This is a genomic window from Novosphingobium sp. THN1 (assembly GCF_003454795.1).
In the GTDB taxonomy this organism is placed as follows: domain Bacteria; phylum Pseudomonadota; class Alphaproteobacteria; order Sphingomonadales; family Sphingomonadaceae; genus Novosphingobium.
Map to the genome: position 1 here is coordinate 282531 of NZ_CP028347.1, position 25761 is coordinate 308291.

The following is a 25761-nucleotide window of genomic DNA, read 5'->3' on the forward strand; positions in this document are numbered from 1 at the left end:
AAGCAACCAGAGCTTCAGATTTGAATTTTGCGGTGAAGCGATTGCAGTTGCCGATGAAACGACGGCCAAGCCGGGGTTGGCCCAGTCCAACATTGCTGGCAGGGACGCTGCATGAACGAATCCAGCACCTTGCGCCGGGACTCACAGCAGCGCTGGCCGCTTATGTGATGTGGGGCTTGCTCCCGCTCTATTTTCGAGCGCTTCACGCGGTGCCGCCGTTGGAACTGGTGGGGTGGCGCGTGTTGTTCACGGTGCCGGTGTGCTTCGTGATCATCAGCTTTCGCAAGCAGTGGCCTGCTGTCAGGGCGGCGCTGACCAGCGGCCATGTTCTGGGCCTGCTGGTGCTGAGCGCGCTGCTGATCGGATCGAACTGGTTGATCTTCGTGATCGCCATCAACAACGGACACGTTCTGGCGACGAGCCTTGGCTATTACATAAATCCGCTGATCAACGTGGTGCTTGGCACGGTCTTCCTCGGCGAGCGGCTGTCGCGGGTGCAGTGGGCAGCAGTGGCGCCAGCGGGTGCGGGCATTGCCGTGCTGCTCGGCGGTGCGCTGGATACGCTGGCGGTCGCGCTGTCGCTGGCATTCACGCTTGCGTTCTACGGCTTCGTGCGAAAGAAGGCGCCGGTCGGCGCCGTGCCGGGGCTCACCATCGAAACGATGCTGCTGGTGCTGCCGGCGTTGGTCATCGTCTGGTTGGGCGCCATCTCGCCAGCCGGTTCAGCGCTGCTGATGGGCGGGCAGGAGACGCCGCTCTTGATCGCCTCGGGCGTGGCAACGGCGATTCCGTTGCTGCTCTTCGCCGTGGCAGCGCGCAGCCTGCCGCTCTCGACGCTGGGCTTCGTCCAGTTCCTGTCACCGACGCTCAGCTTCATCCTCGGGCTGACGGTATTCGGCGAATCGCTCGACACCACAAGGCTCGCCTGCTTCGCGCTGATCTGGTCGGCGATCGGGCTCTACAGTTGGGACATGCTGAAGCGGGCCCGTCAGCCCTGAAGTTCAGGCCAGCCGCCATCCCAGGGTTTCGCCCGCATGGAACGGCACGATCAGCGTACCGTTGCAATCGAGCACTTCGGGGACTTCGACCGGGGCCTTTTCAAGCGTGATCGTGCTTTCGTTGGCGGGCATGCGATAGAACGCCGGACCGTTGAGCGAGGCGAAGGCCTCGAAACGGTCGAGCGCGCCTTCCTCGTCGAAAACAGTGACGTAGCTTTCGAGCGCGTAAGGCGCATTGAAGATGCCGGCACAGCCGCAGGCGGTTTCCTTGAGGTGCTTGGCGTGGGGCGCAGTGTCAGTGCCAAGGAACACGCGGTCACAACTGGACGTGGCCAATTTGCGCAGGGCGAGACGGTGCTTCTCGCGCTTGGCAACCGGCAGGCAGAACGCGTGCGGGCGGATGCCGCCAACGAGCATGGCGTTGCGGTTGATATGAAGGTGCTGCGGCGTGATCGTGGCGGCGACATTCGGCCCTGCCCCTTCGACGAACTGCGCAGCCTCTTCGGTGGTGATGTGTTCGAACACGATCCGCAGATTGGGCATGTCGGCGACAAGGCGCGTCAGCGTGCGTTCGATGAACACGGCTTCGCGATCGAATATGTCGACGTGGCTGTCGGTGACTTCGCCGTGAATCAGCAGCGGCATGCCGATGCGCTGCATGACTTCCAGCACCGGGTAGATATTGCGAATGTCGGTTACGCCATGGGCCGATCCGGTGGTGGCGTGCGCGGGGTAAAGCTTGGCGGCGACGAACACGCCCTCGGCAAAGCCGCGTTCGACTTCAGCGGTGTCGGTCGAATCGGTGAGGTACAGCGTCATCAGCGGGGTGAAATCGCTGCCCGCCGGGAGCGCGGCGAGGATACGGTCGCGATAGGCGGCGACGCCGGCCACATCGGTCATCGGCGGGAAAGGTTCGGCATGACGATGGCGCGGGCGAACTGACGCGCGGTATAGGGTGCGACGCCGACGAGCACGTCCCTGTCACGCAGGTGGGTGTGCCAATCGTCGGGGCGGCGGATTGTCAGAGTCGTCGTCGGTGTTGTCGTAGCCATGGGGTTCCCCTTAGCCGGGGCGCATCCTATCTACCAGTCATGACCCGCTTGTTTGAACGTGCTCTCATCCGCCTTTCTCCGCTTGAGCCCGGCGAGGATGTTGCGGGATTCCTGCAGGGGCTTGTCACCAATGACGTGAAGGGCGCGCTGCCGGTGTGGACCGCGCTACTGAGCCCGCAAGGCAAGGTGCTGTTCGACTTTCTCGTTTGGCCCGATGGTCTGGACGGCCTGCTGATCGATTGCGAGACGGCCAGTGCCGATGCGCTGGCCAAGCGGCTGACGCTGTACCGGCTGCGGCGCAAGATCGGGATCGAGCGGACCGATTCGCTCGGCGTGTTCTGGGAAGATCATCCCGGCGATGGTGGCGCGGATGACCCCCGTCTGCGCGCGCTGGGTCAGCGGTGGATCGGGCCGGTGTCCGAGGCTGACGAAGCGGCAGACGACGCGTGGCGCGCGCACCGGCTCAAGCTGAGCGTGGCCGAGGGGCAGGCCGAGCTGGGCAACGGCGAAGTGCTTTGGCTGGAGTGCAACGCGGTGGACCTCAACGGCGTGAGCTTCACCAAGGGTTGTTACGTGGGCCAGGAAAACACCGCGCGGATGAACTGGCGACAGAAGGTCAACCGCCGTCTGGTGGTGGTGCCGCTGGAGCAGTCAGACCTTGGGCGGCAGCGCGCGGCCTATCCGGAACTGGGCCTTGCCGTGGATCATCGGCGGGTGGAGGACATTCCAGCCGATCTGACGCCCGGCTGGATGGACCTTAATCCGCCTGAGTAGCCTGCTGCGCCGCGATTCCCTCGATCAACATCTGTTCGGCGCGATCGCGGGCGGCGGTGCGCGGCAGTTCCAGACCCTTGGCCAGCGGGCCGCCCATCAGGGCATCGCCCAGAGCCATGAGCGTCAGCGCCAGTGTGGTGCTGCGCTGCGCGTCCGAGCTGTATTCCTCAAGATCGACGACGAGATCGTGAATGGTTTCCACGATGGGGTCGAGCGCGTCTTCGTTGCCGGAGAGCAGCATCCACGAGGCCAACGCTCCGGCGCCTTCACGGTCAAAGGCATCGAAGGTGAGGTCCACGACGTCGCGCGGCTTGCCGATGCCCGATCGGCTGGCGATCACCGCTTCGCGGATAGTCGCGCAGATCGTCTCGGCAAGGTGCTTGGCCAAGGCCTTCTGAAGGCCTGATGCGGAGCCGAAGTGATGCAGCAGGTTGGCGTGCGTGCGACCGATTCGCCCGGCGACAGCCTTGAGCGTGACAGCCTGTGGTCCCGCCTCCACCAGCAACGCACGCGCAGCTTCAAGCGCGGCCATGCGGCTTTCTTCGGGCGGAAGACGCTTCCTTATTGACATTGGTGTAAGCACGCCTAGATTACGGCTCATGACTGCCATGACCCCCACGATCGCCCTAGAGCGCACTACTGCGAACGGCAAGGCTGCGCCCACCCCTCCGGACCTGACGATCACGATACGCGACCGTCGCTTTGGCCGCAATGAGCCTGCGGGCCGCTGGTGGCTGGCTGGCGATCCCGTGGCGACGGCATGGCACAACGCGCTGTCGGGCACGTTCCCCGTGGCGAGGCCTTCTTCATCGAGGCGGTAAAGGCGCATCGTGATGGCGTTCCGCCGAAGCTCGAGGCCGAGATCCGGGCTTTCGTAAAGCAGGAAATCAATCACACGCGCGAACATATCGCGTTCAACCGCCAGGCCGAGAACGCCGGTTACGACATGGCGCGGATCGACAAGCGCGTGGAGGAGCTGCTGGCGCTGACGAAGGACCGCCCGGTCATCCTCAATCTGGCGGCGACTATGGCGCTTGAGCATTACACCGCGATGATGGCGCACGAATTTCTTGCCAATCCGGCGCACTTTGCCGGCGCTGAGCAGGAAGCGGCGGACATGTGGCGCTGGCACGCGATCGAGGAGATCGAGCACAAGGGCGTCGCCTATGACACGTGGCTTCATGCGACGCGAAGCTGGAGCCGTTGGAAGCGCTGGAAGGTCAAGAGCCTGATGATGGTGGTGGTGACCAAGAACTTCATCACCCACCGCGTCGAGGACACGCTCGATCTGCTGGCGCAGGACGGTCTGACCGGCGCGAAGTGGAAGTGGAAGCTGGCTGCCTACCTGTTGTGGAAGCCGGGCGTGATTCGCCGCATTTTCCCGGCGTGGCTGAGCTACTTCCTGCCGGGCTTCCACCCGTGGCAGCACGATGATCGCGCGCTGATCGGCAAGGCGGACAGCGAGTTTCCGGATGCGGTGATGCCGCGCTGAAGATCGAAGGGCTCCCCGCGGGGAGCCCTTTTCGTTGCGGGTCAGGCGGCGCGGCGCATCGGCTCGAAGCCACCGTCTTCCGGGCCATCGCAATCGACCGGGGCGACCAGATCGATGACGTGGTGAACCGTGGGTGCAGGCTGGGTGCGCGCCGGGCTATGGCCGAGACGAATCTCGCCAGTCGGCCGGAAGCCGGCCTTCTCCAGCACCCTTGCCGACGCCGGGTTGTCGGCAAAGTGACGAGCGTTGACGCGGTGATGGCCGAGCGTGCGCGCGAGGGAGAGGACGCTGCGCACCGCTTCGGTGGCAAAGCCTCGACCCCAGTGTGCCTGCGCAACCCAGTATCCGAGCTCGGTCTCGCCCGATTCCTCGATCAGGCCGACGCAACCGATCAGGCGCGAACCGTGTGCGCCGGGCAGCGTTGCAAGGAAGTGCGGGTGATTGCCCCCTGCGGAACCGCGACGAAACGCTTGGCGTCGTCGGGGCCATAGGGCCATGGCGCGCGCGAGAGATTGCGGACGACGGCCTCGTCATCGATCAGGGCATGGAGCTCGGCCCAGTCCTCCGGCCAGGCAGGCCGCAGGAACAGCCGTTCGCTGCGAATGAACATTTCAAGTCTCCTTCATCGGCCCCTCTGCCGACGCGCAGCTAAAACGCTGACGTGACAAAGGTATTGCGCCCTGCGCCGGATCGGAGCTCCAATGCGTCCGATTGCGAGGGAACGGTTTGCGTCCGAGGGAGACATGAAAAGAGGGAGATGGGCGGGGCCCTCTCCCTCTATCGGCCAGCTGCGAAGTGCTGGCGGGGCCATCCCATCGGGATGGCCCTTTGAATGACCATCCGGTTATTCAGCCGCTTCGGCCATAATATCGACCGACACGTACTTGCGACCAAGCTTGCCAGCGTGGAAGCGTACGCGGCCTTCGCCGAGCGCGAACAGCGTGTGATCCTTGCCCATGCCGACGTTGGCGCCCGGGTACACGCGGGTACCGCGCTGGCGGATGATGATGTTGCCGCCGACCACTTCCTGGCCGCCGAACTTCTTCACGCCGAGGCGACGACCGGCTGAGTCGCGACCATTGCGCGAAGAGCCGCCTGCTTTCTTGTGTGCCATCTCAGATTACTCCGAATTCCGTTTACGCTCAGGCGACCGAGACGATGCGCAGCAGGGTCATCTGCTGGCGGTGACCGTTGCGGCGGCGATAGTTGTGGCGACGGCGCTTCTTGAACACGATCACCTTCTCCGACTTCGCCTGGGCGATGATCTCTGCCGAAACAGTGACCTTCGCGGCGTCAGCCAGCGAATCGCCTTCACCGGCGAGAAGCACTTCACCCAGCGTGATCTTGTCGCCGGCTTCGCCTGCCAGCTTCTCGACCGCGATCTTGTCTCCGGCGGCGACCCGATACTGCTTGCCGCCCGTGCGCACGATTGCGAACATCGTTCTGTGTATCCGTTCCAAAAGCCCGGTTGCCCGTGGCGATTCCAAATGAGGCGCCCAACGCCTGCGAATCGCTGACTGAGGGCAACATACCGATACCCCGCTGCTGCAGGGCCCCGGAAAGAGTGGCGCGGATAGTCAAACACGTGCCCGCTGTCAATGCCCGCAATCAATGGAGCCTGACAGCTTCGCGCCCAAAATCCGGCCACTTGGCGCGCAGTCGCCAAGCAAGGCTGGCGAGCGCACGTGTCCATGCTATGGCGACGTTCATGGCCCGCCACAAGACCTTGATCGCCCCCCGCACTGCAGCCCCGCGTACTGCCGTTATTGCCGCGCTTGGCGCCGCAATGCTGCTGGGCGGATGCGCCGACCGCGACAAGTTTCCCTCGCTCGCCCGCAGACCCGCGGAGGACGCCTATCGCACTGCGCAGGCTACGCCGCCTGCTCCGCCCGCTCCGGCTATCATGTCCGAAGGCATGGCCAAGCGGCTGGCGGACCTGACAGCGCAAGCGCGCAACGCACATTCCGCCTTCGAGGGTGGCCGGGCGTCGGCCACTCGCGCTGTCAGCGCGGCACGCGGCGCAGCGAAGGGCACAGAGAACTGGTCGGTGGCATCGCTGGCAGTGGCGCAGCTGGAATCGGCGCGGGCACGGGCGGGACTGCCGCTTGCCGATCTTGACCGGCTGGAGACAGAGGCAGGCAACCGGGCGGTGGACGGGTCCGACGCGGACCTCAAGGCCGTCCGCGAGGCGCGCGGCGAGGTGGAGGCGCTGGTGGCGAGCGAGACTGCAGTGATCGATTCGCTGCTTTCGCAACTCGCCGGATAGAAAAAGGGCGCCGCGCAGAGGCGCAGCGCCCTTCGGGGGATTCGCTGTTTCAGCGGACGGTCGCGACAATCACGGCGATGACCAGACCCCACACCGCGATCAACACTGGCAGGATGAGCACCTGCGCCATGGCCGAGCCGGCATCAAGCTTGCCCGAAAGGGTCTGGATGCCTTTGCGGCGGAAATCGTACCAGCCAAGCGCGTCCGGGTGCCGGTCCGCGCCGAGTTTGGTCCAAGCTGCGGGGATGCCGAAAGCACAGCCGATGAACAGCACGAATATCGTCATCGGGATGGCGAGTTCACCGTTGCCGAAGATCGAGGCCATCATCGTAATGAATGCGAGATAGCCGGCGGCCGAGACGGCATAGAGCCCGCCTGGCAGGCCGAAGTTGCGATCGACGGTGGTATGGTGCGGCTGCGCGACGATGTCGGCGACATGCTCGATCCGGTCTGCGGCGATGTGCATGCTCATGGACTGGCTCCTTTTGCTGGAGCCTTCATGCACCCGTCGCGACCGCTATTCCTTGACGGGAATCAAATGGCGCTGGTCAAATGCGCCAACGGGAAATGTCTTCGTGGTCCTCCGGGCGGGGTTCGATCCAGCGCCAGCCCGAAGCTGTCTTTTCGCGTTTCCAGAACCACGATTCGCTCTTGAGGTGGTCCATGGCAAAGTCGGCCGCCGCGAAAGCGTCGCGGCGATGACGGGCGGCGGCACAGACGAGGACGATGGCATCGCCGGGATGCATCACGCCGCTGCGGTGAAGGATCAGCAGGCCTTCGACAGGCCAACGTCTTTCGGTTACGCGGGCCAGCTCTTCCATTCCGGGGAGAGTCATCGGCTCGTAGTGCTGGAGTTCGAGCGCCTCGACGCCACCCGAATCGCGGACCTGGCCGAGAAAGGTGACAATGCCGCCCGCGTTTGGGTGCTGCGCATTGAACGCCGCGATCTCGGCGGCCGGATCGAACGCCTCCAGCGAGAGGCGAACGTCAGCCACCGCTCACCGGCGGGAGGAAGGCGAGTTCGTCACCTTGGCCAAGGACAACGCCGCCGACATCGGTGAGGAGACGACCATTGAGCGCCATGCGGATTTTCTCGCCCAGCAACTGGACGGCGAGTGCAGGGTCAAGCCTGGCAAGGACCTGTTCGACAGGACCTGGCTCAACCGGCAGCTCCGCCGCACCGGCCACGTCTTCGAGCCGCCCCATGAACACCAGCTTTGCCATGGCTCAGCCGCCGGTCGTGGACATGTGACGCGACACTGCAGGCGCGCTGCCCGGCTTGTCGATCACGAAGGAATGACGTTCCTGCTTTTCACCCATGGCGCGGGCGAAGCATTCGGACAGCGCACCGTCGGGGTCATCGGAGCGCAGCGCGGCGCGCAGGTCCACGCGCCCTTCGCCGCCGAGGCACATGTAGAGCTGGCCGGTGGCGGTAACCCGAACCCGGTTGCACCCGGCGCAGAAGTTTCCGGTCAGAGGCGTGATGAAGCCCAGCCGGCCGCCGGTCTCGGCAATGTCGACATAGCGGGCGGGACCGCCTGAACGCGCATCGCTGTCAGTCAGGGTCCAGCGCTTCTCCAGATCGCGGCGAACGGCATCGAGCGGAAGATAGTGATCGAAGCGATCGCCCTCGACCTCACCCAGCGGCATGACTTCGATCAGGGTCATGTCGTGCCCGGCACTGTGCGCCCATTCGATCAACGAGGAAATCTCGGCCTCGTTGATGTCCTTGAGCGCGACGGCGTTGATCTTGACCTTGAGCCCGGCCTCCTTTGCGGCGGCGATGCCTTCGAGCACCTGCGGCAGCATGTCGCGGCGGGAGAGCCTGGCAAATGCCTCACGATCCAGCGTGTCGAGCGAGACGTTGATGCGCTTTACGCCGGCAGCGGCGAGCTCGTCGGCGTATTCCGTCAGCCGGGTGCCGTTTGTGGTAAGGGTGAGTTCGTCAAGTCCGTCACCGAGCTTGCGGCCCAGCGCGCGAACCAGTTCCATCATGTCGCGGCGGACCAGCGGCTCGCCCCCGGTCAGCCGAATCTTGCGGACGCCGCGGGCGATGAAGTGGAGCGAGAGACGGTGCAGCTCTTCGAGGCTGAGGACTTGGGCCTTGGGCAGGAACTCCATGCGCTCGGGCATGCAGTAGGCGCAGCGCAGATCACAGCGGTCAGTCACCGAAAGGCGAAGGTAGGTGATCCGGCGGGCGAACCGATCAATCAAAGGCGCTTGGCTGCTCACTTCTCGAGATATACGAAGTCGCGCGCGTAAGATTCAAGGGCTGCGCCAGCATCGACGAACAAAGTCTGTCCGGTGACCGATTTGGCACTGGCCAGGTAGTGCACGGCATCGGCGATTTCATCAGCGCCGGGCAGCCGCTTCAAGGGCATGATGTCCTCGAGCCGCCGCCATTGTTCGGCATCGTAATCCGCGGTCGGCAGAATCAGGCCCGGCGCAACGCCGTTGACTCGCACCTTCGGCGCCATGGCGCGGGCCATGGTCCGGACCGAGGCGTGGAGCGCCTGCTTTGACAGTGTGTAGCTGATCTGGTCCGGCACGGGATTGAGCACGCGCTGGTCAAGAATGTTGACCACCGAACCATCCCGCTCACCCAAGGCCTCGGCAAAGGCGCGGGTCAGCAGAAGAGGGGCGAACAGGTTCACCCGGAAATGCTGTTCAAGCGCTTCGGAGGTGATCGTCTCCGCGCGATCATCGTGGAACAGCGAAGCGCAGTTGACCAGAAGGTCCGGTGAGCGACCGGCAAGCGCGGTGACATCGGCCAAGAGGCTGGGCGGATAGGCCGGATCTTCGAGGTCCCCCGAAATGGGGTGGACCGCAGCACCAAGCCATTCAAGCTGGGCTTTGAACTCATTGTCAAACGTGGAAGGCCGGTGGGCGTGGAGCGCCAGATCCCAGCCCTCGCCCGCGAGCTTGCGGGCAATCGCGCCGCCGATCCGGCGCCATCCGCCGGTGACAAGCGCGAGGGGGCGCTGGCTCAAGCCTTGCGCTCGCGCTTCAGCGTGATCCCGATTTCCTCGCCGTTCTCGCTGATCGCCAGCTTCACGATCTTCACTTCCACCCACTGAACCCGGTCATCCTGCAACATCAGCGTTTCGATGATGTGGTCTGCCACGGCTTCGATCAGCTTGAAATGCACCCCCTTGGGCAAGCCTTCGGTGGCCGCGAACTTGAGGTCCATGTAGTTCTTGCTCGCGGCAAGCGGGCAATCGGCGGTGTAGCGATCCTGATGCCTGAGCCCGACGCGCATGGTGATGCGCAGCGGCTGCGGACGGCCGGTCTCTTCCGAATAGATCCCGGTGAGGACATCGGTTTCGAGATTGGCGACTTCGAGGATCAGGCTATCGGACATGGGTGGGCTCTTTGGCACCGGCGTGGATGTGAGTCCATTGCGCCGGGTGGGATTCAGGTTTTCCAGCGGGCGAATATAGCTGTCGGCAAGTGCCGCCCGCCTTCGCCCTGTTCGCGGATGCACAGGTCGCCGTGCTCGATCGTCCCGGGCAGGTCCTTGAGCGCTTCGGCCAGCAGACCGGCGATGGCGAGGGAAGACATGCGCACGGCGTAGACCGTGAGGAACAGGAAACGGCTGTCGGCGTCGAGCAGTTGCGCGCAATCGGCAATCAGGCCGGGAAGGCTCTCCTCAAGCCGCCAGACTTCGCCATCAGGGCCACGGCCGAACTTGGGTGGATCAAGGATGATGCCATCGTAACGGCGACCGCGGCGGACTTCGCGGGCGGTGAACTTGGCAGCGTCATCAATGATCCAGCGGACCGGGCGTTCGGCCATGCCTGACAATTGTGCATTGGCGCGGGCCTGGGCGACGGACTTTTTCGAGGCGTCGACGTGGGTGACCGGGCCGTACTCGGACAGCGCCAGCGTGCCGACGCCGGTGTAGCCGAAAAGGTTCAAAGTCTGCGCGTCAGGCTTGCCGGCAAGACGCTCGCCCATCCAGTCCCACACCGGGGCCATGTCCGGGAAGAAGCCGAGATGGCGGAACGGCGTGCAGGAGGCAGTGAAGCGGACGTCGTTCCAGCCGAGCACCCAGCCCTCGCGCGGGACCGGGCGGTCAAACTGCCAGCGGCCGCCGCCGTCCTCGTCGGAGCCGGGGACGAACTCGGCGTCGGCGCGCCAGTCCGAAGTGCGCGGCGTCCACATCGCCTGCGGTTCAGGACGGATGAAGCGGTGCGGGCCATATTGCTCCAGCTTACGACCGTGGCCGGAATCGAGCAGGGCGAAGTCCGCCCAGCCCTCGCCGACCATCAGCTTTGACTGGAGATCGAGATCAGCCATGCTTGAGCGTCGCGCGCTCGGCGACGTAGGCGGCGACAGCGTCATACTCGCCGGGCAGGCGATCATAGCGCTCCTCACGCTCGAACAGGTCACCCACGCGAGAAGGCAGGCCGGGACGAACGCCGGTGGCACGCTCTACCGCGTCCACGAACTTGGCCGGGTGCGCGGTGGCGAGCGTGACGATGGGGACGCCGGCGGGGATTCCCTCGGCAACGCGGGCGGCGTGGAGGCCGATCGCGGTGTGCGGGTCCAGCACCTCGCCGCAAGCCTCATAGGCCCAGCGCATGGCGTTGGCCATCTGCCCGGCGTCGGCGCGCTCGGAGGTGAACAGCTCGGCCGCCGATTCGCGCTGCGCGTTGGTCAGCTGCATCGCCTTGGTCGCTTCAAAATGCTTCATCTGACCGGCGAGCGCGGCGCCGTCGCGACCGCAGCCGTCGAACAGCAGGCGTTCGAAGTTCGACGAGACCTGGATGTCCATCGACGGGGCAGCGGTTGGGGTAACGGTGCTGGCAGAATAGTCGCCGTTCGACAGCGCACGGTGGAGGATGTCGTTGACGTTGGTGGCCACGATCAGGCGCTCGATCGGCAGGCCCATCTTCGCCGCAACATAGCCAGCGAACACGTCGCCGAAGTTGCCGGTCGGAACCGAGAACGCGACCTTGCGCTGCGGCGCGCCAAGCTGGAGCGCTGCGTAGAAGTAGTAGACCACCTGCGCCATCAGCCGCGCCCAGTTGATCGAGTTCACGGCGGCGATGCCGAAGCGGCTGGTCATCGCGGCATCGTTGAACATGCGCTTCACCATCGCTTGCGCGTCGTCGAAGCTGCCGTCGATGGCGATGTTGTGGACGTTGGGGGCGATGACCGTGGTCATCTGGCGACGCTGTACATCGGACACGCGGCCATGCGGGTGGAGCATGAAGATGTCGACCTTGGCACGACCTGCCACCGCGTCAATGGCGGCAGAGCCGGTATCGCCCGAGGTGGCGCCGACAATGGTGATGTGCTCGTCACCGCGGGCGAGGAATTCCTCGAACAGCAGGCCGAGGAGCTGCAGCGCGACGTCCTTGAACGCCAGCGTGGGGCCGTGGAACAGTTCGAGCACCCACTGCGTCTCGTCGAGCTGCTTCAATGGCACGACGGCAGCGTGGGCGAAGCGACCATAGGCCTGCTCGCACAGTTGGAGCAGGCGCTCCGGCGTCAGGCAATCGCCGACGAAGGGCTGCATGATCGTCTGCGCCAGTTTGGCGTAGGGCAGCCCGGCCATGGCGGCGATCTCGTCCGCGCTGAACTGCGGCCAGGTTTCGGGCACGTAGAGCCCGCCATCCGAAGCGAGGCCTGCGAGCGTGACGCCCTGAAAATCGAGCGAGGGTGCCTGCCCCGGGTGCTGACGTACTTCATGGGTTTGCGCGGTTAGCGGCCAAGGGCGCAAAGGGCAAGGATTGAGGAGTCAGCCCCGCTCGCGCCATCGCTTGCGCAGAGCCAGGCCATAGATCACCAAGGCGACGAGGGCGAAGAAGAACCACTGGACGGCGTAGGCGAGGTGGTTGTTGGGGATGTCGCTGGGATTGGGCTTTGCACTGGCCTCGAAACCGGGAGCCGCCGGATCGGCAATGAGGCGAGCGCTTCCATCCATGTAGGGCGCGATCAGGCCACTTACCTCGCCGCCTTTCCATTCGGGATGTTGGGGACCTTGGGTCCAGCCCGCCTGAACGTAAGCGGTCTTGTTCCCGCCGATCCCGCAGAGCACGACATGGACATAGCCCGCCTGATCATTGCCGTTTCGTCCGGAGATGGAGTTCCAATTCGAAGTGAAGCGGCAATTCACACTCGACCGCCGGAACAGAACAGCCTCGGTCTCCTGCGGATTGGCTGATGGGAAGGGCACTGCCGCCGGATTTGCCATGGCCGCCACGTAGTGCGCCAAAAGGCTCTGCTTCCATTGCAGGCGCTCAAGCTGCCAGACCCCAAGCCCGACCATCGTCAGGACAGCAGCAATCACGATCACGGTAGGGACGATCGGCACGCGCCGCATCAGAGGGAACCTTCCTTTTCGAGTCGCGCCATCAGCACGGTCGCCTTGGCGTAGCGCAGGGTGACGGTCACGACCGTTGGCACCAGCGCTCCCCACAGTCCGATCAGCGCCCAGATCGGCAACTGCACGAAGTCATCCAGCTTGAGCGCGGCAAGAACCAGCAGGATCGTGACGGGTAGGACGACGAGATACATTTCTCGCCCACGCGGCTCGTGGCGTTCGAATTCAAGACCGCACGCCTGGCAACGCTCTGCCAGCGCCGCGAAGCCAGACCACAGCCCTTTTGCACCACAACGCGGGCACAAACCGAAAAGGGCAGCCTGGGTGATCCCCGGCTGCCCCTTCGTGCTGCGATCGCCCTTGGGGCTGTCGCCAGACGGCATCAGTGGATCTTGTAGCCCCAGCCGCCCCACACGTAGATGGCGACGAACAGGAACAGCCACACCACGTCAACGAAGTGCCAGTACCATGCGGCAGCTTCGAAACCGAAGTGCTGACGCGGGGTGAAGTGGCCCTTGTAGGCGCGGACCAGGCAGACGATCAGGAAGATCGTGCCGACGATCACGTGGAAGCCGTGGAAGCCGGTGGCCATGTAGAAGGCCGAACCGTAGGTGTTGGTGCCGAAGGCGAATGGCGCGTGGGCATACTCGTATGCCTGGATCATCGAGAACACGACGCCGAGGATGATCGTTGCCCACAGCCCCTTCTTGAGGCCGTCACGGTCACCGTGGATCAGGGCATGGTGCGCCCAGGTCAGCGTGGTGCCAGAGCACAGCAGGATCAGAGTGTTGAGCAGCGGCAGGTCGAACGGATCCATCACCGCTTCGATCGCCTTGGGAGGCCACTGCCCACCGACGACTTCAGCAAGCGTCGAAGGGAACAGCGAGAAGTCGAAGAAGGCCCAGAACCAGCCGACGAAGAACATCACTTCCGAAGCGATGAACAGGATCATGCCGTAGCGCTGGTGGAGCTGCACGACCGGGGTATGGTCACCGGCGTGCGCTTCCTTGACGATCTTGCCGAACCACGAGAAGAACGTGACGATCACGCCCAAGAGCCCTGCGAAAAAGATGGCGTGGCCGCCAGCCATCTTGTGCATGTAGAACACGCCGCCGGTCGTCATGGTCAGCGCCGAGATAGCAGCGATGAAGGGCCACACGTCGGGCGGCAGAATGTGATAATCGTGGTTCTTTGCGCCGGCCATGATCGTCGAAATCCCCCAGTCAAATCTGGTCGTAATGGCAGGCCCGAAGCAGAACACTCCGGGCGCAGTTCAGTTGCGCCTTTATCGCCGTGCTTGCGCGCGGTCCAGAGGCTTTTCTGCCAATGAGGCAAGAGGCTTTGTCCCGGCAGAATTGCCGGCCTGCGCCGCACTTTCGGGAGTCTCGTTGAACGTATAGCTCAACGTGATCTCCTCGATGTTGCTGGCGCCGGGATCGTCGAGAATCGCCGGATCCACATAGTAGATGACCGGCATGCGTACGTCCTGACCCGGCATGAGCTTCTGCTCGGTGAAGCAGAAGCACTGGATCTTGTTGAAATACTTGCCGGCCTGCTCGGGCGAGACGTTGAAGATCGCGGTCCCGGTAATCGGGCGATCCGAGAGATTCCGGGCCTCGAACGTCGCGATCTTGCGCTCGCCAATGCGCAGATCCTGCGTCACCTGCTGCGGCTTGAACATCCACGGCATGCCCGGCGCGGTGTTGGCATCGAAGCGGACGCGGATCATCTTGGCAGCGACCTTCACGCCGGCCAATTTCTCCGAATCCGCCCGCTGCGTGGTGCCTCCGTAACCGGTGACCTGACAGAACAGCCGGTAAAGCGGAACCGACGCATAGCCGAGCCCGAGCATCGCCAGGGCAGCACCAGCAGCCATCAGGCCGACATTACGGTTCTTGCGCGGGTCTGGAACGACTGCGCCAGCCATGTCAGTGGTTCACTTGTGCAGCAATCTTCACGATCGAAATCGCGAAGAACAGCACGGCGAGCGATCCGAGCACGATGCCGAGCACCTTGTTTCGGCTGCGCTGGCGCGCGCGATAGAGCGCGGTCTCTTCCTTGCCGAGGTGCGTATTCTGCTTGGGGTCGTTCATCATTGCCAGCCTTGCACTGTGGCAAGCCGGTCCCCCGCCAGCATGCCGAAAAGGACGAAAAGGTAGAGGACCGAATAGGCGAACAGCCGCTTCTCGGGCTTCATCTTGTCATCAGGCTCCGACTCGCGCAGCCCGACCTTGATCGAAAGCGCAACGAAGATAAGGCCAAGGACGAGCGCCGAAACTCCATAAACCCAGCCGGTACCACCGATCCACCACGGCGCGAGCGTGACCGGCAGGAGCAGCAGGGCATAGATCAGTATCTGACGACGGGTCGACTTCTCGCCTGCGACGACCGGCATCATCGGGATGCCGACCTTCGCGTAATCGATCTGCACAAACAGGGCGAGTGCCCAGAAGTGCGGCGGAGTCCACATGAAGATGATCAGGAACAGCAGCACCGGCATCAGCGTGATGTTGCCGGTCACCGCCACCCAGCCGATCAGCGGCGGGAACGCCCCTGCCCCGCCACCGATCACGATGTTCTGCGGCGTGCGCGGCTTGAGCCAGACGGTGTAGATCCAGGCGTAGTAGAAGATCGAGAAGGCAAGGATTGCGGCCGCAAGCCAGTTCACGCCCAGCCCCATGATCACGACGGACCCGCCCGACAGCGCAAAGCCGAAATCACGCGCCGAGGTCGGGTCCATGCGGCCCGACGGCAGCGGGCGCTTCGACGTGCGCTTCATGCCTGCGTCGATATCGGCTTCCCACCACATGTTGAGCGCCGCGGCGCCGCCAGCACCGACAGCAATGCACAGGATTGCAGTGAAGGCGAGGATTGGATGGATCTCGCCGGGCGCTGCGAGGAGGCCGCACAGGCCGCTGAAGATGACCAGCGTCATCACGCGCGGCTTGGTCAGCGCGAAGAAATCGCGCCACTCCGCGGGCAGGGCTACGGTCGAGCCGAGGGGTGTTGCAGAATCCATGATTGGCCGCGCCTATACGCGCACCTGACGTTCATGGAAAGCGAAACGGGACGAGGCGTTGGGGCAGGTTTGGTGTGCTTGATACTGAAAGAAAAAGGGCCCCCGGATTGCTCCGGAGGCCCCTTCTGTTTCAGCCCTTGGGCCGACGACGTGCTCAGTGTGCGTGAGCGGCGTCGTCGATCACCGGCAGGGTTTCGAACTGGTGGAACGGCGGGGGTGAGGACAGGGTCCACTCCAGCGTCGTCGCACCTTCACCCCAGTAGTTGGCTTCAGCCTTCTTGCCGGCAAGGAATGCGTAGAGGATGTTGATGAAGAAGATCACGATCGAGACGGCCATGATGACGTAGCCGATCGAAGCGATCTTGTTCCAGTACGAGTAGGCCAGTGCGTAGTCAGGATAACGACGCGGCATGCCCTGGACCCCGAGGAAGTGCATCGGGAAGAAGATCAGGTTCACGCCGACGAAGAAGACCCAGAACTGCAGGTGGCTCAGGAACTCGGAGTGCATGCGACCGCTCATCTTCGGGAACCAGTAGTAGAACCCGGCAAAGAGCGAGGTCACCGCACCCAGCGACAGAACGTAGTGGAAGTGCGCGACGACGTAGTAAGTGTCGTGCAGGTTGTCGTCCACGCCACCGTTCGCCAGAACAACGCCGGTGACGCCGCCCACGGTGAACAGGAAGATGAAGCCCAGCGCCCAGACCATCGGCGACTTGAACTCGAGGCTGCCACCCCACATCGTTGCGATCCACGAGAAGATCTTGATGCCGGTCGGAACCGCGATGACCATGGTCGCTGCGGTGAAGTACATCTTCGTGTTCACGTCGAGGCCGGTGGTGTACATGTGGTGCGCCCACACGATGAAGCCGACGACGCCGATCGCAACCATGGCGTAGGCCATGCCGAGGTAGCCGAACACCGGCTTCTTCGAGAAGGTCGAGATGATCTGGCTGATGATGCCGAAGCCCGGCAGGATCATGATGTACACTTCGGGGTGACCGAAGAACCAGAACAGGTGCTGGTAGAGAACCGGATCACCACCGCCGGCAGGATCGAAGAAGGTCGTGCCGAAGTTGCGGTCGGTCAGCAGCATGGTGATGGCGGCGGCCAGAACCGGAAGCGCCAGCAGCAGCAGGAACGCGGTGACCAGCACCGACCACACGAACAGCGGCATCTTGTGCAGGGTCATGCCCGGCGCACGCATGTTGAAGATGGTGGTGATGAAGTTGACCGCACCCAGGATCGAGCCGGCACCCGAGAGGTGCAGCGAGAAGATCGCGAAGTCGACCGCAGGACCGACCGAACCCGAGGTGGAAAGCGGTGCATAGACCGTCCAGCCGGTGCCGGCGCCCATGCCCGTGCCACCCGGCACGAAAGCCGAGAACATGAGCGAGCAGAAGCCCACGAAGGTCAACCAGAACGACACGTTGTTCATGCGCGGGAAGGCCATGTCCGGCGCGCCGATCATGATCGGAACGAACCAGTTGCCGAAGCCGCCGATGATTGCCGGCATGACCATGAAGAACACCATGATCAGGCCGTGAGCCGTGATCAGCACGTTCCACATGTGCAGCGTGGCGTTGAAATCGGCAGCGTTGCCACCGAGGAAGTTGGTCCACCAGCCAAGGTACTGGATGCCCGGCTCGGCCAGTTCGGCGCGCATGATGCCCGACACCGCACCACCGATGATCCCCGCAAAGATTGCGAAGATCAGGTAGAGCGTACCGATGTCCTTGTGGTTGGTGGACATGAACCAGCGAGCAAAGAAGCCCGGCTTGTGGTCATGATCGTGGTCGTGCGCATCGTGATGCGCATCGAAACCTTCGTTTGCTGGAATGGTGGCCATCTCGGTCAAACCTTGTGCATGAACATCGCGTCAGGCGGCAGGAGCAGCTGGAGCTGCTCCCACGGTGCCGCCGGGCTGGGTCTTCACCCATGCCTCGAACTTGTCGCGCGGCAGGGCTTCCACCGCGATCGGCATATAGCCGTGGCGGGCGCCGCACAGCTCGGAGCACTGGCCGTAGTAAACGCCCGGCTCCTTGATGAAGAGAACCTTCTCGTTGATGCGGCCCGGTACAGCGTCGAGCTTGAACCACAGCGACGGCACGGCAAAGGCGTGGATCACGTCCGAACCGATGGTCTGGATGCGGATCGGCTCACCCGCCGGAACGACCATGCGGTTATCGACCGCGAGGTGACCAGGCTCACCTGCCTTTAGAGCATCTTCTTCCGACAGCATGTTCGAAATGACTTCGAAGCCGCCGTTGTCGGGATAGGTGTAACCCCAGTACCACTGGTAGCCGGTCACCTTTACGGTCAGCGCACCCTTGGGTGCCGGATCGTACTGGTGAGCAAGAAGGCGGATCGACGGAACCGCGATCACGACCAGGATGAGAACCGGAACCAGCGTCCAGATCACTTCGATCAGCGTATTGTGGCTGGTCTTGGAAGCGACCGGATTGGCGCGCTTGTTGAACTTGGCCATGACGACCAGCAGCAGCACCAGCACGAGGATCGAAATGGCGACGATGATCGGCATGAGGATCACGTCGTGCATCCAGAGGCCTTCCTCGCCGATCGGCGAATACTGGTCCTGGAAGGTCCATCCCTTGTCGACCGGCTGGCCCTTTCCGGCCGTCGGCTTCATGGGGTGTAGTAGCCCTTGTCGACCGGAGCGGCTTCGGCGGCAACTGCAGGCGCAGCCGAGTCGCTGGCGGCAGCAGCCGGTGCAGCGGCGACCGGAGCTGCAGCTTCAGCTGCAACTGGCGCAGCAGGCGCTGCAGCCATGGCCTGTGTCCCGAAAGTCAGCGCGGCAGCGACGCCAAAGGTCCGGAAAGCTTTGCCCATGGAACGGGCGGTATCGGCAAGACTCATCGTCAAAGTTTCCGCTTTTTCCCTGTTTGCGCGCTTGTTGCGCTGCATCAAGGAGGCGCTTGCGCACCTCCTCTAAGTCCCTCGATCGGACCGGCCTATACGCGCGGTTGTCCCAAGCCTCAAGCGCCAGCGCGCATATTTTTCATGAGGCTGTCATGGCCATTCGGGCAATGGCGAAACAGTCTGTTACAGGGGTGTTCGAAAAGGGTTGCTCCCGGCGCAGGCAAGGGCCATTTGCGAGGCGTTGCAGCAGTATTCCAGGCAGAACGATGCTCGAAGACGAGATCCTTTCCGAATTCCGCGCCAGCCAGGCCTTGCTCGAAGGACACTTCCTGCTGTCTTCGGGGCGGCACAGCGCACATTATCTTCAATGTGCGCGCGTCCTCATGGACCCGATGCGGGCCTCGCGTCTTGCAATGGCCACTGCCCAGAAGATTCCGCGCGAATTGCGCCAGCAAATCCAGAAGGTGGTGTCGCCGGCCATGGGCGGCGTTATCATCGGCCATGAGATGGGGCGTGCACTCGGCGTGGAAGCGATGTTTGTCGAGCGGCCGACCGGCACCTTCGAACTGCGCCGCGGGTTCTCGCTCAACCCAGGCGAAAAGGTGCTGATGGTCGAAGACGTGGTGACCACCGGCCTATCAAGTCGCGAGGCCATCAAGGCGATCGAGGAAGCCGGCGGACAGGTCATTGCCGCTGCAGCTCTCGTCGATCGATCCGCGGGCAGCGCCGATCTTGGCGTACCTTTCTTTCCGCTCGTCGCGTTGAACTTCCCGACTTATGCGCCCGACGAACTGCCACCGGAACTTGCCGCGACGGAAGCCGTGAAGCCCGGGAGCCGTGCCAAGCCGTGAACAGCATCCTCGCCCCTGCCCGCCTTCGCCTAGGCGTGAATATCGATCACGTCGCCACAATCCGAAACGCGCGCGGCGGCCATCATCCAGACCCGGTGCGCGCGGCAGAAGTCGTGGCCAGTGTGGGGGGTGACGGTATCACTGCGCACCTGCGGGAGGACCGCCGCCACATCCGCGACGAGGACATCGCGCGCATCCAGTCGGCAACCAACCTGCCGCTGAACCTTGAAATGGCCGCGACGGACGAGATGCTGGAGATTGCATTGCGTCACAGGCCGCATGCGGCATGCATCGTGCCCGAACGGCGCGAAGAGCGCACGACTGAAGGCGGGCTCGATGCAGCAGGCCAGCACAATCGACTGGCGCCGATCGTCTCCCGCCTTGCCGATGCGGGTATTCGTGTGAGCCTGTTCATCGCCCCCGAGGCTCGGCAGATTGAAGCCGCCATGAAGCTTGGAGCGCCAGTGGTGGAGCTCCACACCGGTGAATATGCGCACGCCGAAGGTGAGGCACGCGCGGTCGAGCTCAAGCGGATCTCGGACATGGCGGCACTTGCGGCACGCAATGGCATCGAGCCCCACGCGGGGCATGGGCTGACCTATGACAATGTCCAGCCGATCGCCGCAATCCCGCAACTGGCCGAGCTGAACATCGGGCACTACCTGATAGGGGAAGCCATCTTCGTCGGACTCGAGGCAGCGGTGCGCCGCATGCGCGACCTGATGGACGAAGCGCGGTAACGGCCGCACCATGATCATCGGCATGGGCTCGGATCTCTGTAATATCGAGCGGATCCGGAACTCGATCGAGCGGTTTGGCGACCGCTTCATCGACCGCGTGTTCACCGAAGTCGAGAAAGCCAAGGCCGCACGGCGCCCGCTCACGGTTGCTGGCACGCTGGCCAAGCGCTTTGCCGCGAAGGAAGCGTTTTCCAAAGCCGTCGGGACCGGTTTCAAGGCCGGGGTGTTCATGAAGGACATCGGAGTCGTCAACGCGAAGTCGGGTGCGCCGACGCTTGCGTTGACAGGCGGGGCTGCAGCTCGCCTTGCCGCAATAACGCCCAAGGGTTACGAGGCGATAGTTCACCTCACCTTGACCGACGACCACCCGTGGGCTCAGGCCTTCGTGGTCATCGAGGCCCGCCCCCTGGCAGAAAAGTCCACAGTTTGACCGCCGAAACTTCCGACCAGCCGCAGCAAGACCTTTCGCCACCACCACCGCCCCCGGTGGCGTGGATTGGTGGGCAGAAATCCGCGGTCTTTTACTGATGCTGCTGGCGGTCGTGACGTTTCACAGCCTCATTGCCAAACCGTTCTACATTCCCTCGATCTCGATGATGCCCAACCTTCTGGTGGGCGACCGGCTGATCGTTGCCAAATACCCCTATGGCTGGTCCTGGGTTTCGGCATCCTTCCACATCTTGCCTCGGGGGTCGGAGCGCTTGCTGCCCAGGACCCCGGAATACGGCGACATCGTGATTGCCGTGCCACCCGACAGGGACGAAGACTACATCAAGCGGGTGGTGGCTCTTCCCGGCGACCGGATCGCAGTGATCCACGGACAGATCATCCTGAACGGCAAACTCGTGCCGCAGCAAGCAGAGCCGCCAGTGCAGATCCCTGCCGACCCGCAGCTGTCATGCGACGGTGCCCCCTGCTACGACATGTTCGAGCGCTACCGGACCCGTCTGGATGACGGCCGCGAAGTGTTCGAGCTGCCGGCCTTCCGGGAGACCCTGCCCAACGGGGCCAGCTATGTGATCATCGACCACATGGACCAAGTGCTCGACAACTATCAGGAAACGCTGGTTCCGCCGGGACATGTCTTCCTGATGGGCGACAACCGCGATCATTCGGCCGACAGCCGCGCCCCGATCGAAGAACGTGGTCTTGGTGGACCGGTGCCGCTGGCCAATGTCGGCGGTCGCGCCGAGTTCGTTACCTTTTCGCTCGACGGCAGCGAAGGCTGGAACCCGTGGACCTGGTGGTCCGCCTTGCGCAAAGATCGCGCCTGGACCAGACTGCGGCCGGAAATCCGTCGACAACCCTTGGTGACGGACGGCCCAGACAAGCGGTGAAGCAAATGGATGAATGCGAAGCCACCGCAACGGCCGGCCCGACCGACATCACCGACAATCTGGTGCGCCGAGAGGCAAAGAAAGCCGCTGTCTGGTTGGGAATCGCCGGGTTGTTCGCGCTGGCGGTGCTGCTGGCGCAGCCGATCATGGTCATCATAGGCGGCATTGTCTTTGCTGCGATGATCGATGGCGGCCAGCGGTTGATCGCGCGGGTGGTGCCGCAGCTTCCCCGCAGCTTCAGGATCGTCATTGTTCTGGTCGGCACGCTGGCATTTCTGGTGTGGGTGGTGATCTTTGCCGGCGGTCAGATCGCAGCGCAGGCCGCTGAATTGCCTCAGGTCATCCAGACGCAGCTCACCAGGTTGAGCGCCTGGGCGGAAGGGCATGGCGTCAACCTGCAGAACCTCGATCTCCAGAACATCGCGGGGCAGGTTCTCGGCAGCGTCGGGCAGGTCACAAGGGCCTTGGGAGGCGTCCTGAACGGCTTCACCACGGCCTTCCTGATCCTCATTCTGTCGATCTACTTCGTACTAGAACCGGACCTCTACCGCCGGGGCTTTGCCTGGATGCTGCCGGAGGATAGCCGCGAGCATTGGGAAACCACGGCTCTGCGCATGGGCAAATCGCTGCGGATGCTGCTGTTTGGCCGCCTGCTCGGGATGACAGTGGAAGGGGTGGCCACCTGGGCCCTGCTCGCGTGGTGGGGCGTTCCGATGGCCGCTCTACTGGGTTTGCTGACCGGACTTCTGGCATTCCTGCCCAACATCGGCGCGCCTATTTCCGGCGCCCTGATGATCATGGTCGGCTTTTCCGGCGGGACCGAGATGGGACTGTTCTGCATCGCCGTCTATATCGTCGTGCAGACGGTCGACGGGAATGTGATCGTGCCGATGGTGGCCAGGAGGACAGTCGATCTTGCCCCCGCCCTCGTGCTTGGCGCACAGTTGATGTTCGGGCTGCTGTTCGGGATTCTCGGCCTCATGCTGGCAGATCCGATCGTGGCCATGCTCAAGATCGTGCTTGAACGCCAAGCCGAACGCAATTCTGCAAACCGGGTCGATAGCTGAATCCGCCCACTCGAGATTTGAGACGAAGAATGGTCCGCAAGTTCCTGTATCTGATGGCTCTCCTCATCGTGATGGTGATTGCTGCCGTCTTTGCGCTGAGCATCTGGCAGAACGAACTGACCCGCTTCGCCTTCGTTCCGCGCGTGTCGTACGGCAGGCTCGAGCCTCTTCCGGCCGATGCCTATTCCGGAAACAGCATGTGGTTCGCACGGCCGGGGCTGCAGAAAGATCCGGCGCAGTGGGTCCCGACGGGCGTCAACGCAAGCGGGGCAAAGGGACCTGCTGCGGTATTCTTCATTCACCCGACGAGCTATCTCGCGCGGGAGCATTGGAACGGCCCGCTGGACGATACGGACACCAATCGGCGCGCAACCTTCTTTGTCCAGGGCATGGCTTCGGCCTTCAACCAGCAGTCGCAAGTCTGGGCTCCGCGCTACCGCCAGGCCGCTTTCGGCGCTTTCCTCACCGACAAGGCCGAAGGGGAGATGGCGCTCGAATCAGCATATGTCGACGTGCGCCAGGCTTTCGACGCGTTCCTGGCGAACGTGCCCGCCGACAAGCCTATAGTACTTGCCGGGCACAGTCAGGGCGCCCTTCACCTCATGCACCTGCTCAAGGATCGCGTTGCCGGCACTCCCCTCGCCTCGCGCATAGTCGCGGCCTATCCGATCGGCTGGCCGATATCGGTCGAGCATGATCTGCCAAAGATGGGCCTTCCGGCCTGCGCTTCGGCCGACGCAGCAGGATGCGTGATGACGTGGGCCAGCTTTGCCGAGCCTGCCGATCCTGAGCTGGTGCTGGAAGCCTACCGCACACGGCCTGCCCTGGACGGCAGGCAGAAGGACGCGCGCCCCGTGCTGTGCACGAACCCGCTGACCGGAAGCGTTGGCGGCTCCGCCCCGGCGGCCGCCAATCTGGGCACGTTGAAGCCGAGTGAGCATCTCGATTCCGGAGAACTGATCCCGAAGGCCGTGCCGGCCCGCTGCGATGCCAAGACCGGCTTGTTGATGATCGGGGATGCGCCCGATCTCGGGCCCTTCGTTCTTCCGGGCAACAATTATCACGTTTACGACATACCGTTGTTCTGGGCGAACCTGCGCGCCGATGTCGCGCGGCGTGCGGCGGCATGGGAGAAACTGCACGGGGGCGCAGCCAGGTGATCACCCAGTCGGCCCTGATCATGCGAGACGAGCTGCCTGAAGGCGGCGTGCTGATGGGGCTGGACACCGGCACCAAGACCATCGGAATCGCCCTGTGCGACCGCGACTGGCGCTTCGCCACGGCTGGCAAGACGCTTCAGCGCGGCAAATTCACCGCTGACAAGGCGAAGCTGCAAGCGCTGATCGAAGAACGCGGTGTCGTAGGGCTCGTTATCGGCCTGCCGCTCAACATGGATGGATCCGAAAGCCCGAGGTCGCAGGGAGCAAGGGCTATCGCTCGCAACCTCGAAGACCTGGGGCTGCCGATCCTTCTGTGGGACGAGCGGTGGACGACGCAAGCCGCCGAGCGGGCGTTGATCGAGCAGGACTTCAGCCGGGCCAAACGGGCGGAGCGCATCGATTCGCACGCCGCAGCGCTTATTCTGCAGGGTGCCATCGACGCGCTCGCCGGAAGCGCATTTTAATCGCCCACTTAATACGCTTGTAATCCCTCCATAGCTGCGGCAGGGAATTCGCCATGGATACAACGCCAGAAAGCACCGGAGGAAGGCCCGCGATCCCGCCGGGCATGGATTTCAACCCGTCGCAGTTCGGCAAGTTCATGATGCGGCACGGGCACACCGGCTTTATCGGCATGCAATATCGCGCCCATGGGGACAATTGGGTCGAGCTGGGCCTGCCCTGGCGCGAAGACCTGGTCGGCGATCCCGAGACGGGCGTCCTGGCGTCCGGACCGATAATCAGCCTGCTCGACAATGCCACGTCGATGTCGGTCTGGGCGCTGCGCGGTGGCTTTCGCCCGCAAGTGACGCTGGACCTGCGCGTCGACTATGTCCGCGCCGCGGCGCCGGGCAAGATGATCGTTGCCTGGGCAGAGTGCTACCAGTTGAAGAAGTCGATGGCCTTCGTCCGAGGCATTGCCCACGATGGCGACATTGCCGACCCCGTAGCGCACGCCGCGGGCATCTTCATTCAGGTTGAAGCGGACGGGTGGGCACGTTCACCAGGAGAAGCGAAGTGAGCGAGTCCAGCGAGCTCCTGTCCGAGCGTCTGCCGCCCTACGCGCGATCGATGGGCATGCGGATTGCGGGCATGCTGGACGGTGCCCCGCTTCTGGCAATGGATTTTTCCGATCGCGCCATGGGTCGGCCCGGGTTCCTTCACGGCGGCGCTATCGCAGGCATGATGGAAATCGCGGCGATCATGGCTCTTCACGCCCATCTCGGCGAAGAGGACGCGAAGACGCGAATCAAGCCCGTGAACATTTCCGTCGAATACCTGCGGGGCGGGGTGACGGTGGAAACCTTCGCGCGCGGTGAGGTGATCCGCGCGGGAAGACGCATTGCCAATGTGCGCGCCGAAGTGTGGCAGGCAGACCGGAACAAGCCTCTGGCAAGCTGCTGGATGAACTTCCTGATCAAGCCGAAGAGCTAGTCTTCGACGATCTTCATCAACCGGCGTTCAAGCGGAGACAGGACGCCCGCCAGGTCATGACCGCGCTTGAGGACTTGCCCGGCTTCTCCGAACAGCGCCCACATGCCCTGTTTGCTGCGCAACGACGGGCGTTTCTCGATCCGCGCTGTCGGGCGTTCCGCTGTTCGCTTGAATGCTGCGAAGACAGCTGCTTCCTTGCCAAAGTCCATCGCATAATCGCGCCAGAGCCCGGCTGCGACCATCCGGCCGTAGAGATCGAGGATCTTCAGCAGTTCCGGCCGTTCGAAACCGACTTGCTGGATCGCACGCGCGTTCGGGAATGGGACGACGGTGCCGGACGTCCCGGCATCAGGGCCGTTCACG

32 protein-coding genes and 4 pseudogenes are annotated in these 25761 nt (G+C 63.6%); 13 read left to right on the plus strand and 23 right to left on the minus strand.

The window, feature by feature from the left end; translation table 11 throughout:
• Positions 1-167: 167 nt before the first annotated feature.
• Positions 168-998: an EamA family transporter RarD gene (rarD, locus tag C7W88_RS01415; RefSeq protein WP_240344755.1), complete on the plus strand. Its 831-nt coding sequence runs from the start codon at positions 168-170 to the stop codon at positions 996-998.
• Between the two features lie 3 nt (positions 999-1001).
• Here rarD and pyrC read toward each other — a convergent pair.
• Positions 1002-2050 (minus strand): annotated as a pseudogene (gene pyrC, locus C7W88_RS01420) (dihydroorotase).
• Positions 2051-2089: 39 nt separating this feature from the next.
• Between pyrC and C7W88_RS01425 the strand changes: the two are divergent.
• A complete protein-coding gene (locus tag C7W88_RS01425; protein ID WP_118072233.1) occupies positions 2090-2824 on the plus strand; it encodes a folate-binding protein YgfZ in 735 nt (244 codons plus the stop codon).
• On the opposite strand, the gene C7W88_RS01430 is transcribed toward C7W88_RS01425, so the two are convergent.
• The gene (locus C7W88_RS01430; protein ID WP_118072234.1) at positions 2808-3395 is read right to left on the minus strand and encodes a TetR/AcrR family transcriptional regulator; all 588 of its coding nucleotides are present in this window, start codon (positions 3393-3395) and stop codon (positions 2808-2810) included. The genes C7W88_RS01425 and C7W88_RS01430 overlap by 17 nt on opposite strands.
• Positions 3396-3432: 37 nt before the next feature.
• On the opposite strand from C7W88_RS01430, the pseudogene C7W88_RS01435 reads away from it, so the two are divergent.
• Positions 3433-4316 (plus strand): annotated as a pseudogene (locus C7W88_RS01435) (metal-dependent hydrolase).
• 41 nt (positions 4317-4357) lie between these two features.
• Here the strand turns inward: C7W88_RS01435 and C7W88_RS01440 are convergent.
• The 4 genes from C7W88_RS01440 to rplU all read right to left on the minus strand — a co-directional run bounded on the left by C7W88_RS01440 (position 4358) and on the right by rplU (position 5755).
• On the minus strand, positions 4358-4813 hold the full coding sequence (locus C7W88_RS01440; RefSeq protein WP_370073166.1) for a GNAT family N-acetyltransferase: 456 nt from the start codon (positions 4811-4813) through the stop codon (positions 4358-4360).
• Entirely contained in the window at positions 4708-4926 is a 219-nt protein-coding gene (locus tag C7W88_RS24565; RefSeq protein WP_370073167.1) for a GNAT family N-acetyltransferase, read from the minus strand. The genes C7W88_RS01440 and C7W88_RS24565 overlap by 106 nt, the downstream gene beginning before the upstream one ends.
• A gap of 234 nt (positions 4927-5160) precedes the next feature.
• Positions 5161-5430 carry a 50S ribosomal protein L27 gene (rpmA, locus tag C7W88_RS01445; protein WP_084279130.1) on the minus strand — a complete coding sequence of 90 codons (270 nt, stop codon included), beginning with the start codon at positions 5428-5430 and terminating at the stop codon, positions 5161-5163.
• 28 nt (positions 5431-5458) lie between these two features.
• The gene (gene rplU, locus C7W88_RS01450; RefSeq protein ID WP_011444588.1) at positions 5459-5755 is read right to left on the minus strand and encodes a 50S ribosomal protein L21; all 297 of its coding nucleotides are present in this window, start codon (positions 5753-5755) and stop codon (positions 5459-5461) included.
• A 257-nt stretch (positions 5756-6012) separates the two neighbouring features.
• On the opposite strand from rplU, the gene C7W88_RS01455 reads away from it, so the two are divergent.
• Positions 6013-6582, plus strand: a complete 570-nt coding sequence (locus tag C7W88_RS01455) for a hypothetical protein (RefSeq protein ID WP_118072235.1) — start codon at positions 6013-6015, stop codon at positions 6580-6582.
• A gap of 49 nt (positions 6583-6631) precedes the next feature.
• Here C7W88_RS01455 and C7W88_RS01460 read toward each other — a convergent pair whose 3' ends face one another.
• The 16 genes and pseudogenes from C7W88_RS01460 to coxB form a co-directional block, all read right to left on the minus strand.
• Entirely contained in the window at positions 6632-7054 is a 423-nt protein-coding gene (locus tag C7W88_RS01460) for a hypothetical protein (protein WP_118072236.1), read from the minus strand.
• 76 nt (positions 7055-7130) lie between these two features.
• Complete coding sequence (locus C7W88_RS01465; RefSeq protein ID WP_118072237.1) at positions 7131-7577, minus strand: molybdenum cofactor biosynthesis protein MoaE; 447 nt, start codon at positions 7575-7577, stop codon at positions 7131-7133.
• Positions 7570-7806: a MoaD/ThiS family protein gene (locus C7W88_RS01470; RefSeq protein WP_118072238.1), complete on the minus strand. Its 237-nt coding sequence runs from the start codon at positions 7804-7806 to the stop codon at positions 7570-7572. The genes C7W88_RS01465 and C7W88_RS01470 overlap by 8 nt, the downstream gene beginning before the upstream one ends.
• Before the next feature lie 3 nt (positions 7807-7809).
• Positions 7810-8814 carry a GTP 3',8-cyclase MoaA gene (gene moaA, locus C7W88_RS01475; RefSeq protein ID WP_118072239.1) on the minus strand — a complete coding sequence of 335 codons (1005 nt, stop codon included), beginning with the start codon at positions 8812-8814 and terminating at the stop codon, positions 7810-7812.
• The gene (locus C7W88_RS01480; protein WP_118072240.1) at positions 8811-9572 is read right to left on the minus strand and encodes an SDR family oxidoreductase; all 762 of its coding nucleotides are present in this window, start codon (positions 9570-9572) and stop codon (positions 8811-8813) included. Before C7W88_RS01480 ends, moaA begins: the two co-directional genes overlap by 4 nt.
• Positions 9569-9943, minus strand: coding sequence for a dihydroneopterin aldolase (locus C7W88_RS01485; RefSeq protein WP_118072241.1), 375 nt, complete (start codon positions 9941-9943; stop codon positions 9569-9571). Before C7W88_RS01485 ends, C7W88_RS01480 begins: the two co-directional genes overlap by 4 nt.
• 53 nt (positions 9944-9996) lie before the next feature.
• The gene (locus C7W88_RS01490; RefSeq protein ID WP_118072242.1) at positions 9997-10881 is read right to left on the minus strand and encodes a class I SAM-dependent methyltransferase; all 885 of its coding nucleotides are present in this window, start codon (positions 10879-10881) and stop codon (positions 9997-9999) included.
• A pseudogene (thrC, locus tag C7W88_RS01495) lies at positions 10874-12279 on the minus strand (threonine synthase). The gene C7W88_RS01490 and the pseudogene thrC overlap by 8 nt, the downstream one beginning before the upstream one ends.
• 49 nt (positions 12280-12328) lie before the next feature.
• Positions 12329-12913: an SURF1 family protein gene (locus C7W88_RS01500; protein WP_118072244.1), complete on the minus strand. Its 585-nt coding sequence runs from the start codon at positions 12911-12913 to the stop codon at positions 12329-12331.
• Positions 12913-13296, minus strand: a complete 384-nt coding sequence (locus tag C7W88_RS01505; protein ID WP_118072245.1) for a DUF983 domain-containing protein — start codon at positions 13294-13296, stop codon at positions 12913-12915. Before C7W88_RS01505 ends, C7W88_RS01500 begins: the two co-directional genes overlap by 1 nt.
• Positions 13296-14117, minus strand: coding sequence for a cytochrome c oxidase subunit 3 (locus C7W88_RS01510; protein WP_118072246.1), 822 nt, complete (start codon positions 14115-14117; stop codon positions 13296-13298). Before C7W88_RS01510 ends, C7W88_RS01505 begins: the two co-directional genes overlap by 1 nt.
• Positions 14118-14198: 81 nt before the next feature.
• A complete protein-coding gene (locus C7W88_RS01515; protein ID WP_118072247.1) occupies positions 14199-14840 on the minus strand; it encodes a cytochrome c oxidase assembly protein in 642 nt (213 codons plus the stop codon).
• Position 14841: 1 nt separating this feature from the next.
• Positions 14842-15006 (minus strand): hypothetical protein, encoded by a 165-nt coding sequence (locus C7W88_RS22440; RefSeq protein ID WP_162895853.1) that lies wholly within the window; start codon positions 15004-15006, stop codon positions 14842-14844.
• Entirely contained in the window at positions 15006-15932 is a 927-nt protein-coding gene (locus tag C7W88_RS01520; protein ID WP_118072248.1) for a heme o synthase, read from the minus strand. Before C7W88_RS01520 ends, C7W88_RS22440 begins: the two co-directional genes overlap by 1 nt.
• Before the next feature lie 154 nt (positions 15933-16086).
• Entirely contained in the window at positions 16087-17778 is a 1692-nt protein-coding gene (gene ctaD, locus C7W88_RS01525; RefSeq protein WP_118072249.1) for a cytochrome c oxidase subunit I, read from the minus strand.
• 30 nt (positions 17779-17808) lie between these two features.
• Positions 17809-18806: pseudogene (gene coxB, locus C7W88_RS01530) on the minus strand (cytochrome c oxidase subunit II).
• 269 nt (positions 18807-19075) lie between these two features.
• On the opposite strand from coxB, the gene pyrE reads away from it, so the two are divergent.
• From pyrE to C7W88_RS01575, 9 genes are all read left to right on the plus strand, one after another.
• The gene (gene pyrE, locus C7W88_RS01535) at positions 19076-19660 is read left to right on the plus strand and encodes an orotate phosphoribosyltransferase (RefSeq protein WP_118072250.1); all 585 of its coding nucleotides are present in this window, start codon (positions 19076-19078) and stop codon (positions 19658-19660) included.
• Entirely contained in the window at positions 19657-20400 is a 744-nt protein-coding gene (locus C7W88_RS01540) for a pyridoxine 5'-phosphate synthase (RefSeq protein ID WP_118072251.1), read from the plus strand. The genes pyrE and C7W88_RS01540 overlap by 4 nt, the downstream gene beginning before the upstream one ends.
• 10 nt (positions 20401-20410) lie before the next feature.
• On the plus strand, positions 20411-20830 hold the full coding sequence (gene acpS / locus C7W88_RS01545; RefSeq protein WP_118072252.1) for a holo-ACP synthase: 420 nt from the start codon (positions 20411-20413) through the stop codon (positions 20828-20830).
• A gap of 61 nt (positions 20831-20891) precedes the next feature.
• The gene (gene lepB / locus C7W88_RS01550) at positions 20892-21737 is read left to right on the plus strand and encodes a signal peptidase I (RefSeq protein WP_240344756.1); all 846 of its coding nucleotides are present in this window, start codon (positions 20892-20894) and stop codon (positions 21735-21737) included.
• Between the two features lie 5 nt (positions 21738-21742).
• Positions 21743-22804, plus strand: coding sequence for an AI-2E family transporter (locus tag C7W88_RS01555; protein ID WP_118072254.1), 1062 nt, complete (start codon positions 21743-21745; stop codon positions 22802-22804).
• Between the two features lie 53 nt (positions 22805-22857).
• Positions 22858-23964: a DUF3089 domain-containing protein gene (locus C7W88_RS01560; RefSeq protein ID WP_370073168.1), complete on the plus strand. Its 1107-nt coding sequence runs from the start codon at positions 22858-22860 to the stop codon at positions 23962-23964.
• A complete protein-coding gene (ruvX, locus tag C7W88_RS01565; protein ID WP_118072256.1) occupies positions 23931-24428 on the plus strand; it encodes a Holliday junction resolvase RuvX in 498 nt (165 codons plus the stop codon). Before C7W88_RS01560 ends, ruvX begins: the two co-directional genes overlap by 34 nt.
• Positions 24429-24481: 53 nt before the next feature.
• Positions 24482-24985 (plus strand): PaaI family thioesterase, encoded by a 504-nt coding sequence (locus tag C7W88_RS01570; protein WP_118072257.1) that lies wholly within the window; start codon positions 24482-24484, stop codon positions 24983-24985.
• Between the two features lie 50 nt (positions 24986-25035).
• Entirely contained in the window at positions 25036-25398 is a 363-nt protein-coding gene (locus C7W88_RS01575; RefSeq protein WP_118074502.1) for a PaaI family thioesterase, read from the plus strand.
• On the opposite strand, the gene C7W88_RS01580 is transcribed toward C7W88_RS01575, so the two are convergent.
• Entirely contained in the window at positions 25395-25760 is a 366-nt protein-coding gene (locus C7W88_RS01580; protein ID WP_240344757.1) for a DUF2794 domain-containing protein, read from the minus strand. The two genes, C7W88_RS01575 and C7W88_RS01580, sit on opposite strands and share 4 nt — an antisense overlap.
• Position 25761 lies beyond the last annotated feature (1 nt).

What these genes read in the sequence shown, in the direction of transcription:
- rarD (WP_240344755.1), top strand. Translation starts at nt 168, where the DNA reads ATGTGGGGCTTGCTCCCGCTCTATTTTCGAGCGCTTCACGCGGTGCCG.
- C7W88_RS01425 (WP_118072233.1), top strand. Translation starts at nt 2,090, where the DNA reads ATGACCCGCTTGTTTGAACGTGCTCTCATCCGCCTTTCTCCGCTTGAG.
- C7W88_RS01430 (WP_118072234.1), bottom strand. Translation starts at nt 3,395, where the DNA reads ATGTCAATAAGGAAGCGTCTTCCGCCCGAAGAAAGCCGCATGGCCGCG.
- C7W88_RS01440 (WP_370073166.1), bottom strand. Translation starts at nt 4,813, where the DNA reads ATGGCCCTATGGCCCCGACGACGCCAAGCGTTTCGTCGCGGTTCCGCA.
- C7W88_RS24565 (WP_370073167.1), bottom strand. Translation starts at nt 4,926, where the DNA reads ATGTTCATTCGCAGCGAACGGCTGTTCCTGCGGCCTGCCTGGCCGGAG.
- rpmA (WP_084279130.1), bottom strand. Translation starts at nt 5,430, where the DNA reads ATGGCACACAAGAAAGCAGGCGGCTCTTCGCGCAATGGTCGCGACTCA.
- rplU (WP_011444588.1), bottom strand. Translation starts at nt 5,755, where the DNA reads ATGTTCGCAATCGTGCGCACGGGCGGCAAGCAGTATCGGGTCGCCGCC.
- C7W88_RS01455 (WP_118072235.1), top strand. Translation starts at nt 6,013, where the DNA reads ATGGCGACGTTCATGGCCCGCCACAAGACCTTGATCGCCCCCCGCACT.
- C7W88_RS01460 (WP_118072236.1), bottom strand. Translation starts at nt 7,054, where the DNA reads ATGAGCATGCACATCGCCGCAGACCGGATCGAGCATGTCGCCGACATC.
- C7W88_RS01470 (WP_118072238.1), bottom strand. Translation starts at nt 7,806, where the DNA reads ATGGCAAAGCTGGTGTTCATGGGGCGGCTCGAAGACGTGGCCGGTGCG.
- C7W88_RS01485 (WP_118072241.1), bottom strand. Translation starts at nt 9,943, where the DNA reads ATGTCCGATAGCCTGATCCTCGAAGTCGCCAATCTCGAAACCGATGTC.
- C7W88_RS01490 (WP_118072242.1), bottom strand. Translation starts at nt 10,881, where the DNA reads ATGGCTGATCTCGATCTCCAGTCAAAGCTGATGGTCGGCGAGGGCTGG.
- C7W88_RS01500 (WP_118072244.1), bottom strand. Translation starts at nt 12,913, where the DNA reads ATGCGGCGCGTGCCGATCGTCCCTACCGTGATCGTGATTGCTGCTGTC.
- C7W88_RS01505 (WP_118072245.1), bottom strand. Translation starts at nt 13,296, where the DNA reads ATGCCGTCTGGCGACAGCCCCAAGGGCGATCGCAGCACGAAGGGGCAG.
- C7W88_RS01510 (WP_118072246.1), bottom strand. Translation starts at nt 14,117, where the DNA reads ATGGCCGGCGCAAAGAACCACGATTATCACATTCTGCCGCCCGACGTG.
- C7W88_RS01515 (WP_118072247.1), bottom strand. Translation starts at nt 14,840, where the DNA reads ATGGCTGGCGCAGTCGTTCCAGACCCGCGCAAGAACCGTAATGTCGGC.
- C7W88_RS22440 (WP_162895853.1), bottom strand. Translation starts at nt 15,006, where the DNA reads ATGAACGACCCCAAGCAGAATACGCACCTCGGCAAGGAAGAGACCGCG.
- C7W88_RS01520 (WP_118072248.1), bottom strand. Translation starts at nt 15,932, where the DNA reads ATGGATTCTGCAACACCCCTCGGCTCGACCGTAGCCCTGCCCGCGGAG.
- ctaD (WP_118072249.1), bottom strand. Translation starts at nt 17,778, where the DNA reads ATGGCCACCATTCCAGCAAACGAAGGTTTCGATGCGCATCACGATGCG.
- pyrE (WP_118072250.1), top strand. Translation starts at nt 19,076, where the DNA reads ATGCTCGAAGACGAGATCCTTTCCGAATTCCGCGCCAGCCAGGCCTTG.
- acpS (WP_118072252.1), top strand. Translation starts at nt 20,411, where the DNA reads ATGATCATCGGCATGGGCTCGGATCTCTGTAATATCGAGCGGATCCGG.
- C7W88_RS01555 (WP_118072254.1), top strand. Translation starts at nt 21,743, where the DNA reads ATGGATGAATGCGAAGCCACCGCAACGGCCGGCCCGACCGACATCACC.
- C7W88_RS01560 (WP_370073168.1), top strand. Translation starts at nt 22,858, where the DNA reads ATGGCTCTCCTCATCGTGATGGTGATTGCTGCCGTCTTTGCGCTGAGC.
- ruvX (WP_118072256.1), top strand. Translation starts at nt 23,931, where the DNA reads ATGGGAGAAACTGCACGGGGGCGCAGCCAGGTGATCACCCAGTCGGCC.
- C7W88_RS01570 (WP_118072257.1), top strand. Translation starts at nt 24,482, where the DNA reads ATGGATACAACGCCAGAAAGCACCGGAGGAAGGCCCGCGATCCCGCCG.
- C7W88_RS01575 (WP_118074502.1), top strand. Translation starts at nt 25,036, where the DNA reads ATGGGCATGCGGATTGCGGGCATGCTGGACGGTGCCCCGCTTCTGGCA.